18 protein-coding genes and 1 pseudogene are annotated in these 14,761 nt (G+C 41.8%); 13 read left to right on the top strand and 6 right to left on the bottom strand.

Translation table 11 applies throughout. From position 1 onward, the window contains the following. Nucleotides 1–112 precede the first annotated feature (112 nt). A complete protein-coding gene (locus FTU06_RS07160) occupies nucleotides 113–1,909 on the top strand; it encodes an EAL domain-containing protein (protein WP_180145767.1) in 1,797 nt (598 codons plus the stop codon). Between the two features lie 20 nt (nucleotides 1,910–1,929). Beyond that, entirely contained in the window at nucleotides 1,930–2,406 is a 477-nt protein-coding gene (locus tag FTU06_RS07165) for a DUF523 domain-containing protein (RefSeq protein ID WP_180108883.1), read from the top strand. 27 nt (nucleotides 2,407–2,433) lie between these two features. On the opposite strand, the gene FTU06_RS07170 is transcribed toward FTU06_RS07165, so the two are convergent. Beyond that, nucleotides 2,434–2,886 (bottom strand): YcgN family cysteine cluster protein, encoded by a 453-nt coding sequence (locus FTU06_RS07170; RefSeq protein WP_168379729.1) that lies wholly within the window; start codon nucleotides 2,884–2,886, stop codon nucleotides 2,434–2,436. A gap of 167 nt (nucleotides 2,887–3,053) precedes the next feature. On the opposite strand from FTU06_RS07170, the gene FTU06_RS07175 reads away from it, so the two are divergent. Then, nucleotides 3,054–3,212, top strand: a complete 159-nt coding sequence (locus FTU06_RS07175) for a DUF1328 domain-containing protein (protein ID WP_005006601.1) — start codon at nucleotides 3,054–3,056, stop codon at nucleotides 3,210–3,212. A 171-nt stretch (nucleotides 3,213–3,383) separates the two neighbouring features. Here FTU06_RS07175 and murJ read toward each other — a convergent pair whose 3' ends face one another. Continuing rightward, nucleotides 3,384–4,925 carry a murein biosynthesis integral membrane protein MurJ gene (gene murJ, locus FTU06_RS07180; protein ID WP_180145769.1) on the bottom strand — a complete coding sequence of 514 codons (1,542 nt, stop codon included), beginning with the start codon at nucleotides 4,923–4,925 and terminating at the stop codon, nucleotides 3,384–3,386. A gap of 86 nt (nucleotides 4,926–5,011) precedes the next feature. After that, entirely contained in the window at nucleotides 5,012–5,584 is a 573-nt protein-coding gene (ampD, locus tag FTU06_RS07185) for a 1,6-anhydro-N-acetylmuramyl-L-alanine amidase AmpD (protein WP_180145772.1), read from the bottom strand. A gap of 198 nt (nucleotides 5,585–5,782) precedes the next feature. Here ampD and nadC point away from each other — a divergent pair, with 198 nt between their 5' ends. Next, nucleotides 5,783–6,628 (top strand): carboxylating nicotinate-nucleotide diphosphorylase, encoded by an 846-nt coding sequence (gene nadC / locus FTU06_RS07190; protein ID WP_180073339.1) that lies wholly within the window; start codon nucleotides 5,783–5,785, stop codon nucleotides 6,626–6,628. Between the two features lie 4 nt (nucleotides 6,629–6,632). Here nadC and FTU06_RS07195 read toward each other — a convergent pair whose 3' ends face one another. Beyond that, nucleotides 6,633–6,881, bottom strand: coding sequence for a hypothetical protein (locus FTU06_RS07195; RefSeq protein WP_180063054.1), 249 nt, complete (start codon nucleotides 6,879–6,881; stop codon nucleotides 6,633–6,635). Between the two features lie 211 nt (nucleotides 6,882–7,092). Further along, entirely contained in the window at nucleotides 7,093–7,809 is a 717-nt protein-coding gene (gene rph / locus FTU06_RS07200; protein WP_078190634.1) for a ribonuclease PH, read from the bottom strand. Nucleotides 7,810–7,985: 176 nt separating this feature from the next. Here rph and FTU06_RS07205 point away from each other — a divergent pair, with 176 nt between their 5' ends. Further along, complete coding sequence (locus tag FTU06_RS07205; protein ID WP_180130524.1) at nucleotides 7,986–8,663, top strand: TetR family transcriptional regulator; 678 nt, start codon at nucleotides 7,986–7,988, stop codon at nucleotides 8,661–8,663. A gap of 60 nt (nucleotides 8,664–8,723) precedes the next feature. On the opposite strand, the gene FTU06_RS07210 is transcribed toward FTU06_RS07205, so the two are convergent. Next, nucleotides 8,724–9,341, bottom strand: coding sequence for a thiol:disulfide interchange protein DsbA/DsbL (locus tag FTU06_RS07210; protein ID WP_078190636.1), 618 nt, complete (start codon nucleotides 9,339–9,341; stop codon nucleotides 8,724–8,726). A 182-nt stretch (nucleotides 9,342–9,523) separates the two neighbouring features. Here FTU06_RS07210 and ubiG point away from each other — a divergent pair, with 182 nt between their 5' ends. The 8 genes and pseudogenes from ubiG to FTU06_RS07250 all read left to right on the top strand — a co-directional run. Then, nucleotides 9,524–10,234 carry a bifunctional 2-polyprenyl-6-hydroxyphenol methylase/3-demethylubiquinol 3-O-methyltransferase UbiG gene (gene ubiG / locus FTU06_RS07215; RefSeq protein WP_078190637.1) on the top strand — a complete coding sequence of 237 codons (711 nt, stop codon included), beginning with the start codon at nucleotides 9,524–9,526 and terminating at the stop codon, nucleotides 10,232–10,234. Next, entirely contained in the window at nucleotides 10,234–10,932 is a 699-nt protein-coding gene (locus FTU06_RS07220) for an HAD family hydrolase (RefSeq protein ID WP_180145775.1), read from the top strand. Before ubiG ends, FTU06_RS07220 begins: the two co-directional genes overlap by 1 nt. Nucleotides 10,933–10,968: 36 nt before the next feature. Continuing rightward, on the top strand, nucleotides 10,969–11,718 hold the full coding sequence (locus FTU06_RS07225) for a YciK family oxidoreductase (protein ID WP_078190639.1): 750 nt from the start codon (nucleotides 10,969–10,971) through the stop codon (nucleotides 11,716–11,718). Between the two features lie 168 nt (nucleotides 11,719–11,886). After that, a complete protein-coding gene (locus FTU06_RS07230; RefSeq protein WP_111885093.1) occupies nucleotides 11,887–12,306 on the top strand; it encodes a hypothetical protein in 420 nt (139 codons plus the stop codon). Nucleotides 12,307–12,538: 232 nt separating this feature from the next. Next, complete coding sequence (locus FTU06_RS07235) at nucleotides 12,539–12,694, top strand: hypothetical protein (RefSeq protein ID WP_180073336.1); 156 nt, start codon at nucleotides 12,539–12,541, stop codon at nucleotides 12,692–12,694. A 311-nt stretch (nucleotides 12,695–13,005) separates the two neighbouring features. Beyond that, a complete protein-coding gene (locus FTU06_RS07240) occupies nucleotides 13,006–13,416 on the top strand; it encodes an RcnB family protein (RefSeq protein WP_078193274.1) in 411 nt (136 codons plus the stop codon). A 229-nt stretch (nucleotides 13,417–13,645) separates the two neighbouring features. Then, nucleotides 13,646–14,056 (top strand): RcnB family protein, encoded by a 411-nt coding sequence (locus tag FTU06_RS07245; protein WP_180145778.1) that lies wholly within the window; start codon nucleotides 13,646–13,648, stop codon nucleotides 14,054–14,056. 178 nt (nucleotides 14,057–14,234) lie between these two features. Continuing rightward, nucleotides 14,235–14,761 (top strand): annotated as a pseudogene (locus tag FTU06_RS07250) (RNA-guided endonuclease TnpB family protein); the annotation flags it as partial.

The raw sequence follows: 14,761 nt of genomic DNA on the forward strand, positions 1-14,761 counted from the left end.
GGCGAATGTTAACTATAATGTAACAAGACATCCTAGCCCTTATTGATCAAATTAAAGTATCATCAGCAAGATATCCCATTTTAGACTTGCCTGACCCAATTGGACAGATTGTATGAAGCAATCAACAAAGCAAAAGCGAATCGTTCAAGTTCAACAAGGCATTGATCTACCTATAAATTTATTTCAAAAAATGCCCCAAGCCAAGAATATACAATTACAACATAATCAATGCGCTGAATTACGAGAAAAACTGAATAGTCGTAATCAAATGTTAGATGCTAGTGTCGACTGTATAAAATTATTAAGTCTAGACGGTCATGTTCTGCATATGAACCGCGCGGGATGTTTAGCTCTGGGCGTACCTCTAACTGAAACTGAGTTTGGTATGTCTTGGCATAAATTACTACCTGAAGAAGTCCGTGACGCGTGTTTGAATGCTTTTGCCGAAGCCAAAGAAGGTAAAATATCTCGCTTTGTTGGCATGAGCCAAGTAGCAGATGAACCCTTGGCTTATTGGGATAATATGCTCAGCCCAGTATTCAACGAATATGGCCAAGTCAAAGAAATCCTCTGTGTATCACGTGATATTACGATACAGCGACTTGCAGAAAATAAACTTCAACGCATCATTGAACGAGATGATTTAACAGGTTTATTAAACCGCCGTGCGTTTAGTCGAGTATTTAAAAGCCAATTAAAAGTGGCGCGAGAACATCAGCAACAACTGGGTTTGTTATTAATCGATCTAGATTATTTTAAGCATATTAACGACACCTTAGGTCATAGTGCAGGAGACCATTTACTGCATACCCTTGGGCAGCGTTTTCAGCAATGTTTTGATACAAATATTGTAGTTTCACGTTTAGGTGGCGATGAATTTGCCATTTCTATTCCAAATTTAAATTCGCAACAACAATTACAGAATTTTGCCAGCATCGCCTGTCAGCAAATGGACATGCCCATTTTCTATAATGGGCAAAGTATCAATATTGGTATGAGTATTGGCTGTGCGATCTACCCACGCGATGCACAAAATACCTCCAATTTACTTAAATGTGCTGATATTGCGCTAAATGATTTAAAAAGCAGTGGTCGTGGTGGTGTACGAATGTTCAACCATACTATGTTAAAAACCCTTGAAAATACTACTCGCCAATTAACGCTTGCACGCAGCTTGATTAAGTCCAATCAAATTATTCCGTTTTATCAGCCCAAAGTTCGTCTTTCTGACAGTCAAGTTATCGGCTTTGAAGCCTTGTTACGTTGGTATGATAAAGACCAACAATTACAATTACCTTCTCAAATTTTTGCTGCATTTCAAGATTATGAATTGGCTTCACGCATTAGTGAAACAATGCAAATTAAAATCCTTCAAGATATTCAAAAATGGATTGAACTTGGACTGCAACCGCTACCGATTTCAATAAATGCTGCACCTGTCGAATTTTTACGTGATGATTATGCGGAAAAACTACTGAATCGCTTAAAGCAGTTTGGTATATCACCAGATATTATTGAGGTCGAAATTACCGAGCAAAGCCTGTCAGAACGTGGCTCAAATTATGTGATTCGCGCTCTCCATTTATTAAAAGAGCATGGCATACACATTTCTTTAGATGATTTTGGTACAGGTCATTCATCATTAACACGTTTGAGTAATTACCCTGTCGACTGTATTAAAATCGACCGTAATTTTGTGGAACGCATGCATACCGACTGTTCAGCACTGGCCATTGTCAAAGCGATTACCCAAATTGGTGCCAGTGTTTCCCTGAATATACTGGTCGAAGGTATAGAGAAACCTGAACAGGTCGATACCTTAAAAGAATGTAATTGTCATACTGGACAAGGTTTTTACTTTTATCGCCCGCTCAGTTATGACCATGCGATGGAACTTTTAAGTCGCTAAAACTTGTGGAGCATGACACGATGACACTGAAGTATTTAGTCAGTGCCTGTCTTGCAGGCCAACCGGTTCGCTATGATGCCAAATCAAATACACAAGCTGCGATTTGCCAACTCATGCAGACCCACCAAGTCATTACCGCCTGCCCTGAAATGATGGGTGGCCTTAGCTGTCCACGTTTTCCTGCAGAAATTCAAAATGGTCAAGCCAGTGATGTGCTCAATGGCACAGCCCAAGTCAAAGATGTTTTGGGGACAGATGTCAGTGCTGAATTTATCGCGGGTGCCCACCGCATGTTGGAATTGGCCCAATTGCATAAGGTTGATGTGGTGGTCTTGAAGGATCGTAGCCCGTCGTGCGGCAGTCATTATATTTATGATGGCACCTTTACGCGTACAAAAATTGAAGGCTATGGAGTAACCACAGCACTCCTCAAACAGCATGGTTTTCAGGTTCTGTCAGAACAAGACTTTCTGGCCATGATACAAGATCAACTCTAGCCCCAAGATAGAGCGTATCTATGTCCTTTAGCGTACCCAACGCACAATATAATCTTCAATATCATCAGGGTTGACGTCTTCTTCACTGATGCAACGCCCTGCGGCAGACTTTCGTGCCTTCAAAATACTGTCACGACTTCCCGTCACGAGATGATGCCAACGCGGTAAATCTTTACCTTCAGAAATTCTACGATAAGCACAGCTCGGCGGTAGCCAATGAAATTGGTGAATTTGTTCAGGTGTCAGCTGTATGCAGTCTGCAACGTGTGATTTGCGATTTGGATAATCGGAACAACTGGCAGTTTCACAATCTAAAAGTTTGCATGCCACTTTGGTGTATGCCACCTCTTGCGTATCTTCATCTTCAAGCTTGATTAAACAACACAGCCCGCAACCATCACAGAGGGACTCCCACTCCAAATGAGTGAGTTCAGTCAAAGCATGCTTTTTCCAAAAATGTGGGCGTAGAGTATCGGTCATCTTCTCGCTCGCAACGAAGGTGGCAGGCATATTAACTGAACCCGCACATAAATTCCTTGTTTAAGTTACCGAATATTGAACATTAAATAAACAAAAGAATACATAGCATGCTTTCTGTGACTCCTATACTGATGAGACAGAATAAAAAATCACATGGAGATAAAACTATGTTCCGCTGGGCTATTATTTTCGCTGTAATTGCATTGATTGCGAGTCTGCTAGGTTTTGGTGGTGTTGCAGGCTTATCCAAAGACTTTGCTGTTATTCTTTTGGTTATTGCAGTCATTCTCGCAATTGTTGGTTTCCTCTCTCGAGGAAAAGTTTAGGCGACTGAGTGACTGATTCAATGTCGTTTTAAACTACAAATTACTCCCCTCAGACTCATGAATCAGAAACCTATGTTTTTATCATCTTGAGTCTCAATCAAAAAAATAAGAGCCTATGGGCTCTTATTTTTTTACATCCACGTAAACTTACTACGTTGTATGGTTTTAGCTTTATGGTTTTAAATGACGTGGTCTAAAGCCTGTTGCAATTAAGGCGATACCATAAGCAGCAACACCAATCACACATAAGATGATCACTTCCGCGACACGCATCCACGCAGACACATCACCGTTGTACCATGTTAAGCCATACCACAGTGCAGCAATCATCACAGCATTGGCAATCGCAAACTGAATCACCAACTTTTTCCAATGCGCACCAAAACGGAAAATATTGCGCTTATGTAAATAAAAGTACAGCATCCCTGCATTCACTAAAGCGGAACCTGATGATGCCAATGCCAAGGCCATATGCTCAGCATGCCAATCAATCAGTTTAAAGAACCCAATAAACACCACGTTCAGAATAGCATTGGCTGCGACCGCCATTAAACCTACACGTACTGGAGTTTTGGTATCTTGCTGCGCATAAAACCCTGGTGCAAACACTTTAATGAGCATGAATGAAATCACACCGGCACTCATACATTGCAATGCCAATGCGGTCATCTGTGTATCTTCAAAGCTAAATTGACCACGTTCAAATAAGGCCTGAATAATAGGTGTCGAAAGCATGAACAGCGCAATACTTGCAGGCACACCCACCAAGATAATGACCTTAGCTGCCCAATCAATCATACGACGGAATTTTTCTTGATCTTGTTCAGCATGACGCGCAGACAACGAAGGTAAAATTACGGTACCTATCGCGACACCAATTAAGCCCAATGGCAATTCGGTCATCCGTTCGGCACTGTATAACCATGACACCGAACCATCTTGCATGAAAGACGCCCAAATGGTGTTCAACAGTAGGTTGATCTGCGTCACTGAGACACCAAACAGCGCTGGCAGCATCAACTTCATGATGCGATCAACACCTTCATGTTTGAAGTCAACTTTCGGTGGAATCAGTAATTTTTTACGCCATAGCTCTGGAATCTGAATCGCCAATTGTAAAAAGCCTGCAGCGACAACAGACCAACCTAAAGCCATAATTGGCTCGGCCATATAAGGGGTTAACCATAGCGCACCGGCAATCATCGCGACATTGAGTAACACTGGAGCGAACGCAGGTGTACTGAATGAGCCATAACTATTCAAAATACTGCTGGCAAATGCCGTTAGGGACATAAACAGTAAGTAAGGAATCGTTAGGCGGAACATATCGGTAGCTAACTTAAACTTGTCTGCATCACCATGGAAACCCGGTGCATAGATATAAATAATCGCGGGTGCCGCCACCATCGCGATGAACGTCAAACTAGTCATCACCAGACCTAAACAGCCAAAAACACGGCTAATCAGAATCTGGACTTCGGCATGGGTTCGACTGGTTTTATATTCAGTCAATACAGGAATAAAGGCTTGTGAAAATGCCCCTTCTGCGAATAAGCGCCTAAAAAAGTTAGGAATACGAAAGGCAACCACGAAGGTATCGAAGTCTTTACCTGCACCAAATACATTTAACAGGACAATATCCCGTACCAGTCCCAATACACGGGACAACATAGTCATTGCACTGACAATGACTGTCGAACGCCAAAGCGCCATCGGTATTTCTCACTTTTGAAAGTGCGCCTATTGTAATGAAACTCGTCAAGGAATTTCATTGGTTTATTAAACGCAGTATGTATTGTTTATTTGTTTTTAAAATGATGCAGCTGTTGACGAAAAGCGTTCCACTCAAAAAATGGACCCGGATCAGTTTTACGTCCCGGTGCAATATCTGAATGCCCTGCAATATGTTGTTGAATTTTTGGATAAACCTGCTGCAAACATGCCACCACTTGAGTCAATACCTCATATTGCACAGGTTCGAAAGGCAAGTCATCACTGCCCTCCAGCTCAATCCCAATCGAATAATCATTACATTCTTTTTGTGCTAAATAGGTAGAACGCCCTGCATGCCAAGCACGATCGTTAAAATTCACAAATTGCAGTACTTCACCTGTACGCAAGATCAATAAATGGGTAGAAACCTCCATACCTTCAATGGTTTGAAAATAAGGATGTTTCGACCAATCCAACTGATTTTGGAAAAATTGTTCGATATAACCACCGCCGAACTGAGAAGGTGGCAAACTAATATTATGAATGACGACAAGCTGAATTTCGGTATCTGCGGGACGCTGGTTAAAATTCGGTGATGGAATTTGACGCGCACCTAGCAATTGCCCATCCTGCACCTGAAATGTTGTTGCTTGTGACATAAAAAAATCCTGTGTCTAAGCCGGCCTGCAATGCTGCAGATCAAAACGCCGAGCCCTACTTGAAAGGTTTAATGCTAAAACTTTCACATTGAAATCTCAATTCAAGTCTGTGAAAGGAGTTAAAAATCGCTCATTTTTAAGGAACAATGCTAATATAACGCGCACATTTTCCTGGGTTAAAAAGATACGGAACTTCTTATGAGCATATCGCAATCTTTGCTTGAACAATCAATCCAAATCAATATTCAACACGCACTACAAGAAGATATTGGCGAAGGCGATATTACAGCCCTGTTAACTCCAGAAGATGAACAAGCCACTGCAACGATTATCAGCCGTGAAGAGATGATCTTGGCGGGTCAGCCTTGGGTTAATGCACTCATTCAGGCTTACGATGCCGCTGTCCAAGTCACTTGGTTGAAACATGATGGTGACCGTGTTGCCGCAGGCGAAGCCTTTTTAAAACTCGCAGGTTCTGCGCGTAGTTTACTCACGGTTGAGCGTCCAGCCTTAAATTTTATACAAACATTATCTGCAGTAGCGACTAAAACTGCTGCCTATGTCCAGCAGCTTGAAGGTTTGAATACTCGTTTACTCGATACCCGTAAAACCTTACCAGGCCTACGTATTGCACAAAAATATGCAGTTGCTGTCGGAGGTGGTCAAAACCATCGCTTAGGTTTATTTGATGCGTTTTTAATTAAAGAAAATCACATCATGGCAGCAGGTGGCATTAGCCAAGCTATTGCTAAAGCGCATACCATTGCTCCGGGTAAACCTGTGGAAGTTGAAGTCGAAACTTGGGATGAACTCAACCAAGCGTTAGAAGCAGGTGCGGATATTGTGATGTTGGATAACTTTAGTCAGCAACAAATGATTGATGCCGTTAAACACGTCAATGGTCGCTGCAAACTTGAAGCCTCAGGCAATATCACTATTGCAAACTTACGTGAAGTGGCAACGACAGGGGTCGATTATATTTCGATGGGTGTGCTCACCAAAGATGTCACAGCGATTGATTTATCTATGCGCTTTAATGCCTAACGCTCTAGACTTGCTCTAAACATAAATAAAGGGTGCTATTGCACCCTTTTTGATGCTTAACCTCTAGCATGACGTAATCATCATCTTGCTGTTGTTTAGCTCGTTCAGTTTCATCTTCATGTTCAGAGTCCTTTTCATGCTCCGCATCGTCTTCATGCTGCTCGCGCTCATCTTGATCATCGTCATGATCTTTTGAGTTTTCACTTTGTTCAGAAAAACGACCACCTTCACGCTCTTGAACCTGATTTCCCAAAAATCACAACCACTGATCAAAAATACGCTGAATAAAGAAAAATGCATCATCCAATTTTTCATTTTTAGTCCTTCAAAGCATCCTGATTCTATTAATTTGAGTCAAAGACACGTTACTTAAAAGCCGATTCATGTTGGATTTTCTATATTCAGCGCATAAAAAACGCATCCGAAGATGCGTTCTTTATTCAGTTTGAACTGAATCAAACAACTTACCAGCCTAAAGCTTCTTGTTGTTTTTTGATCAATTCTTGAATGCCTTTTTCAGCCAATTCAAGCATTTCATTACACTGTGTACGTGTAAATGGTTTGTCTTCTGCTGTGCCTTGAAGTTCAATGAACTCACCGGCTTGCGTCATCACTACGTTCATGTCTGTTTGGCAGCTTGAATCTTCTTCATAGCAAAGATCAAGTAATGCCTCGTCTTGATACATCCCTACAGAAATCGCAGCAACGAGACCTTTTAATGGATCTTGTTTAATTTTTTTATTTTCAAGCAAGACATTCATCGCATCGACCAAGGCAACTGCTGCACCTGTAATTGATGCTGTACGTGTACCGCCATCTGCCTGAATCACATCACAGTCGATGCTAATGGTATTTTCACCCAATTTTTTCAAATCGACCATCGCACGTAAGCTACGACCAATCAGACGTTGAATTTCTTGAGTACGACCGCTTTGTTTACCACGTGCCGCTTCACGGTCAGTACGTGTATGTGTTGAACGAGGTAACATGCCATATTCAGCAGTCACCCAACCCTGACCTTTGCCTTTAAGGAAACGCGGCACGGAGTTGTCGACACTTGCAGTACAAAGAACTTTTGTATGACCAAATTCAACCAATACAGAACCTTCCGCATAACGTGTGTAGTTACGGGTAATTTTTACTTCACGTAATTGATCTAATGCTCGTTGGTCGATACGCATGATGAGTCCTTAATCTGACAAAATTGATTGCGGTACATTATAACAGAAGGTACAGCCAGATTCGGGACGCATTCGTGTGCATTTACAAAATCCATTCAACCAAGTTTTGATAGGCCCGTCGTACGTCATCAGGAAATTTGTTAGACTGAAGCCACGCAATATTCAGGACGAATTGCATGTCGATACGGGAAGAACGTAAGCAACAAAGTCGTAAAGCTATCCTTGATGCAGCGCTTGCATTGAGTACTACGGGCCGTTCTTTTAGCAGTCTGAGCTTACGCGAAATTTCCCGTCATGTCGGCTTGGTTCCTGCTGCGTTTTATCGCCATTTTCAGGACATGGATGAGCTCGGTTTGGAACTAGTCGACCAAATGGCCCTGCACCTTCGGAATGTCCTCAATCAACTGAGTCAGCAATGCTTTCAAGCACCCGATGCACGCACACGCCAAAGTCTGGATTATTTATTTCATGCCGTTGAGCAATTTCCTGAGGCATGGATGTTTCTCATTGCAGAGCGTTGGGGTGGTTCAGCTTCCTTAAGACAAGCCATTACACGTGAATTTAATTTTCTCAGTACTGATTTGGCCCATGCACTGGCTCAAGTTGAAGCGACTCAACACATTCAATCCGAACAAGACCTCAAAGTATTGGGACAAATTTTGTTTGAATTGGCCTTAAGTTGGGCAATGCAGTGGATTGACTTACATCGACATATTGACCTTCCACAACGTACGGATGCGCTACAACAATTTCGCCGCCAAGCTCAGACTCAAGTTCAGCTCTTATTTCGTGGCATCTTACATTGGGATCGATCTTTGGCTCAAATCTCTGATCCACAAAATTTATCGCCATAAAACGCAAAATGTACCGTCATAAAAAAAGCCGCATCGAGTGCGGCTTTTTTATGACATCTGTTATTTCGCTTTGCGTTCTTTATCAACAAGGAATTTCACGATTTCAACAGTACGTGCATCTTCACCTTGTACGATGTATTTACCATTGACGGTAATCGCAGGCACGCCGCTCAATTGATATTGAGCCGCTAAGTTTTTCGCTTGAGCAATTTTTGATGACACAGCAAATGATTTAAATGTGCTGTTAAATTTCGCTTCAGGAACACCATAACGGGTGTAGAACTTCGCAAATGCGCCTTGTTCTAAGATATTTTTCTGACCCACATGAATGTCATGGAACAATTGTAAATGTGCTTTTTGACGAACGCCCAGTGCTTCTGATGCATAGTAAGCACGTGCGCCTTGTTCCCAAAGTGGGTTCATTGCTGCAGGTGTACGGACAAAACGTACATCTTTAGGCAATTGCTTTAACCACGTTTGCATATGTGGTTCTAATTTAAAGCAATGTGGGCAACCGTACCAAAAGAACTCACGAACTTCGATTTTACCCGGACGTTCGACTTTAATCGGTTTTGGAATAACCGTGTAATCAGTCCCCGCGACAAATTGTGCTGCCATCGCACTGCCGGAAAAAGCCAAAATAGCTGTTGTAATCGTGCCTAAAAGGAATTTTTTCATTGAACTTATCGTCCTCAAAATCATTATGATTAGTTTATGGCAACACTATAAATCAAATCTGTCGATTTCGTTTTCATTCTGTGAACTTTTTTAAGGCTTTTATCGCTTTTTTTTCAGGACGCGCTACACTAACTCCCATAAACTTTTTTCTAAAATATAAAGACTTGATTGAGGTGCAACCGATGTCGCAATTGAATGTTGATCCACAAGAAATTGCCAAATTTGAAGCTTTCGCAGCCATATGGTGGGATCAGCATTCTGAGTTCCGCCCTTTGCACATGATTAATCCTCTGCGTTTGAACTGGATTGATGAGCATTCAAATGGCATCACTGGCAAGAAAGTATTAGATGTGGGCTGTGGCGGCGGTATTTTAGCTGAAAGCATGGCACGTCGCGGTGCGCAAGTATTGGGTATCGACATGGGTGAAGCGCCATTAAATGTTGCACGCCTACATGCCGAACAAGAAAATGTGCAAAATATTGAATATCGCCAAGTGCCTGTAGAGCAATTGGCAGAAGAACAAGCAGGTCAATATGACGTCGTTACCTGTATGGAAATGCTGGAACACGTACCTGATCCAGCATCAATTATTTTAGCGTGTCAAAAACTGGTAAAACCGGGTGGTCATGTATTCTTCTCGACCATTAACCGTAATCCTAAAGCCTATTTGTTTGCGATTATTGGTGCGGAATATGTTTTACGCATGTTGGCGAAAGGCACTCATGATTATTCAAAGTTTATTAAACCTTCAGAATTAGCTCATGATATTCGTCAAGCCGAGTTAAAACTCAAAGATATGACAGGTTTACATTATAACCCGATCACCAAACGCTATTGGCTCGCACCGAATGTGGATGTGAACTACATGGTTCATACGGTGAAAGAAGCCTAATGAAAGCTGTACTCTTTGATCTTGACGGTACACTGATTGACACCGCGGCTGATTTTATTCGTATTATTCAAGACATGTGCCGTGACAAAGGCATTGCGGTGGTCAGTGCAGAAGACATTCGTGTACAAGTATCTGAAGGCGCGCGTGCGATGGTCAAACTGGTCTATCCAGAGTTAGAGGTTGAAGACCCGGTTTTTCTAGCACATCGTCAACGCTTTCTAGATCTGTATGGTGCTGATATTGCAGTTGATACCGATCTGTTTGAAGGCATGTATCCACTACTCGCAGAGTTAGAACAACATCAAATTCCGTGGGGCATTGTCACCAATAAGCCGCGTTCACTCAGTGAAGCGTTGCTCAAAGCGTTGAATTTGACTGAGCGCTGCTCGGTATTGGTTTGCCCAGACGATGTCAGTAAAACCAAGCCAGACCCAGAGCCGATGTATTTAGCAGCCAAGCACATTCATCTAGATGCTCAAGACTGTATCTATGTCGGTGATCATCCACGTGATATCGATGCAGGTCGTAATGCGCAGATGTATACGATTCTAGCGGCTTATGGCTATTTACCTTTACAACACAAAGATGACTTAACAGCTTGGCATGCAGATTGTATAGTGAAGACTGTTGCTGAACTGCATGAAGTCATTCATGATTTGGTCATCAAACCGAAAACGCTCAACACAGCGACTTTATAACGATAGAACACAACACAATAAAACGAGGAGGTACGGATGAAATATTCAGAATATCAACCTCGCCCCGATCTGCTCAAAGATCGCATTATCCTGATTACAGGTGCGGGCGATGGTATTGGCCGTGCGGCTGCCCTCAGTTATGCCTTACATGGCGCAACCGTGGTCTTACATGGACGCACACTGAATAAACTAGAAGTGATTTACGATGAAATTGAAGGTTTGGGTGCCCCCCAACCGGCGATTTTACCGCTACAACTGTCTAGTGCCTCTCCTCGTGATTATGAGCTGTTGGTCGATACCTTAGAAAAGCAATTTGGTCGCCTAGATGGCATTTTGCATAATGCAGGGATTTTGGGTGAGCGAACTGAACTAGAACATTATCCTGTGGATGTTTGGGATGATGTCATGGCAGTGAACCTTCGTGCGCCCTTTGTACTGACTCAAGAGCTGATGCCACTACTGCAAAAATCTGAGCATGCCTCAGTGGTCTTTGCCAGTTCGGGTGTGGGACGTGAAGCCCGTGAACGTTGGGGCGCGTACTCGGTCTCAAAAATTGCCATTGAAGCCGTGAGTACATTGTTCGCCAAAGAAAATGAACACCCCAATATTCGTTTTAACTGCATTAATCCCGGTGCGACACGTACTGCCATGCGTGCAAAGGCGTATCCAGACGAAGATCCAAAAACTTTGCCTACGCCTGAAAGCATCATGCCTGCATATTTATATTTAATGGGTGACGACAGCTTGCATTTAACCGGTGCCAGCATAGATGCTCAAGATGAATAAGCTGAAAGCCAATTTAAAAAAGGAAGCGCGAGCTTCTTTTTTTATGTATTGAATGCCTACAAGACATCATTAACCGAATGATTTTGCAGTGCCCACGCGAAAGTCGACTTGAGTTTTTAGCAAATTTGCCGATACTTGGGGCATTCTTTAAAAACATTGGATTGATACATGTCTGACTTTAGCAATATTACAGTGACTCCAACTGAGGATGGCATGGTTAACCTACTGGTCGATGGTCAACCGATTTCAGCAAAATATGGCATGAAATTCGACCCGAGTATCGTGGACGATTTAAAGGGCTTAGATGTCGGTCAAAATGCAAAATTATTTGAACAATTTATTTTTTCGCATACTGACTTAAACTTTGAGCATGCCTATTTCTATGTCACTTGCATTCAAAAGCAAGAAGCAGGCTTTCAAGTGATCACTAACTTTGTTTATCGCATCATTGCGCAAGATCAAGCACCGTTTGAGCATGTGATTACCAAACAAGGTGCAGCAATGACACCTGAAGATATTAATGAATTTATTCAAGCTCATATTCAAAAATCATTAACGGATTATACCGACCTGAAATACGCATACTAATTAAGTTCCAAGTGACACATTTAGAACTAAAAAGGGCCATTTGATGCCCTTTTTTTAAACCCTTAGATTAGCATTTGAAATTCAACAAGCTTTGATCAATAGACAGCTTCATTACCCAACTTGCCATTGATCGTATTTTTAAATTATTTTTATAATAATATTCGGTTTTTCAAATTAAGTATAAACGCATAGACTGCTGGCCATGACATAGACCGACGGCAAGGAGACCCAAATGGCTGATCAAAAACGCAAAATTGAAACCATTCGTTCAATTAAAACCTTACAACTGACTGAAAATTTGATCTCTGCAATGGACGATGCCGAGCAAGCTGAATATGTGGCTCAAGCAATTTATTCACTCCAATGCCTAAACGAGCAGTGGTACTAAAACCCGAAGTTACTCAACATTTTCAGTCTTTCATCTCTCCCCTCATTTGCCTGTCAAGACTTGATGGGCTGTTTTGATCGTGCTTACAATAGACCTCAAATTTGATCAAGACTGCATTGCAAGGATAAAAAGCACGCATTATCGGACCATCGCTTTCAAGATGGAAAGATTGTTCTCGGCGCCAAATTTATCGCATAATATCCGCAATCTCTTCGTTTTATTTAAAGAAATATTCATCTTTCTTCACAGTTTCTCTGCATTTAATGCGTACAGTAGTGATATTGAAGATAAATTACTCATGAGGGTTGAACATGAAAAAGATTTTGCCAATTTTGGCTATTTCTTTCAGTGCTTTAATAGCAAGCAGCATCACGTCTGCAGCGCCTCACTTCAAGAACGATGAACGTGGCTTTGATGGCCCACGCGGCAATGCATATGGTCAAATGAAAAAAGATCGTGATTTCCGTGGTTATCAGGACGATGACGATCTTGAAGATCGACGCCGTATGCGTGAACAACGTGGAGTCAAACGTTTGCAACAACATAAATGGCAAACGGGCTATGTGATGCCACAGCATTATCGTGGTAATGGTTATAAAGTCGATTATAAAGACCATAACTTACCTAAACCATCGCGTAATCAGCAATGGTATAAAATCAATAATGACTACATATTGGTCAACTCAGATAGTAACAGTATTCTGAAAATTTTAGGTATGTAAGCCGTTTTGAATTTAATTTCGCCATATTTTTAAAGTCCAGATCAACTCTGGGCTTTTTTTAATGTTTAACCGCAAAAGCTGATGCTGCCTAACGTTCAGATCATTTACACACCTTCAAATTTCCTCCATACATTTCACAATTCAACTATATTGCCCCCACGCTTTCTCTGAACTTTCTCGCTAATTTTGAATCATCGAAAAACAGATTAGAAATGTATAGAGGTGTCCCATGAACAAAATCGTATCGAGTTTAGTTCTTTCCGTATCGGCTTTGATGGCAACAACAGCAGCCATTGCTGCGCCAGACCATCGTCAAGATGACCGCCGTTACCATCCGTCATACCAACATCAAGACAACCGTTGGGACAAAGATCACCGTCCGAGCAATTGGAATAACAACAACCGTTATGACAATAGTCGCTACGACCGTAATGACTTTCGTCGTGTAAATCCAAGCCGCGATTGGCGTGTTGGTCAAAGCTTTCCTCGTTATTTCGATTCAAGCCGCTACAAAGTGAGTGACCGTGAAGCGCGCCGCTTACCGAACACCGGTCGTTATCAACAATGGTACAAAATCAATGGTGACTACGTGCTAGTCAATGATCGTACCGATCGCATCATTCGCATTAAGAATGGCTAATCATTCGACGATCTCTTAAGTCCCTTTCCCAACACCTGAACACTGTTCAGGTGTTTTTTTATCAAATGGAGCGTAAAACTCTGTCCTTCAGGTCAGAGATATAAGCGACACGACCTGAAGTGTCGTTTGATTTAACTAAGGACTATTTTCCTTGAGTTTTGATTGTTAATATAAGTACATGAAAACCCTTAAATTACGTATAAAAGACAAACATTGCAAGGTGTTAGACCAACTAGCATCAGAAGTGAACTTCGTCTGGAATTATGTCAATGATTTAGGGTTTAGGCATTTGAAGCGGAAAGGTGAATTTCTCTCTGCTTTTGATATGGCCAAATATACGAAAGGCACATCCAAAGAATGTAATTTACATAGTCAAACCATTCAGGCTGTAACTGAAGAATTAGTCGCCCGAAGAAAGCAATTTAAAAAGGCAAAGCTGAAATGGCGTGTCAGCAATAAAAAATCAGCGAGGCGCTCTTTGGGATGGGTTCCCTTTAAAAAGGTGGCTATCAAATATGCCAATGGATATGTCCAGTATGGAAAACACCAATTTAAGCTTTGGGATAGCTACGGTTTAAGCAAATACACGTTAAAAACAGGTTCATTTGTAGAGGATAGCCGTGGGCGTTGGTATGTATGTCTTGTTGTTGAATCGCCTAAGCAAGATAAATCGACAGCAACCAAAGCGATTGGTATTGATCTAGG

It is taken from the genome of Acinetobacter sp. YH12052 (assembly GCF_013419835.1).
Classification (GTDB): Bacteria; Pseudomonadota; Gammaproteobacteria; order Pseudomonadales; family Moraxellaceae; genus Acinetobacter; species Acinetobacter amyesii.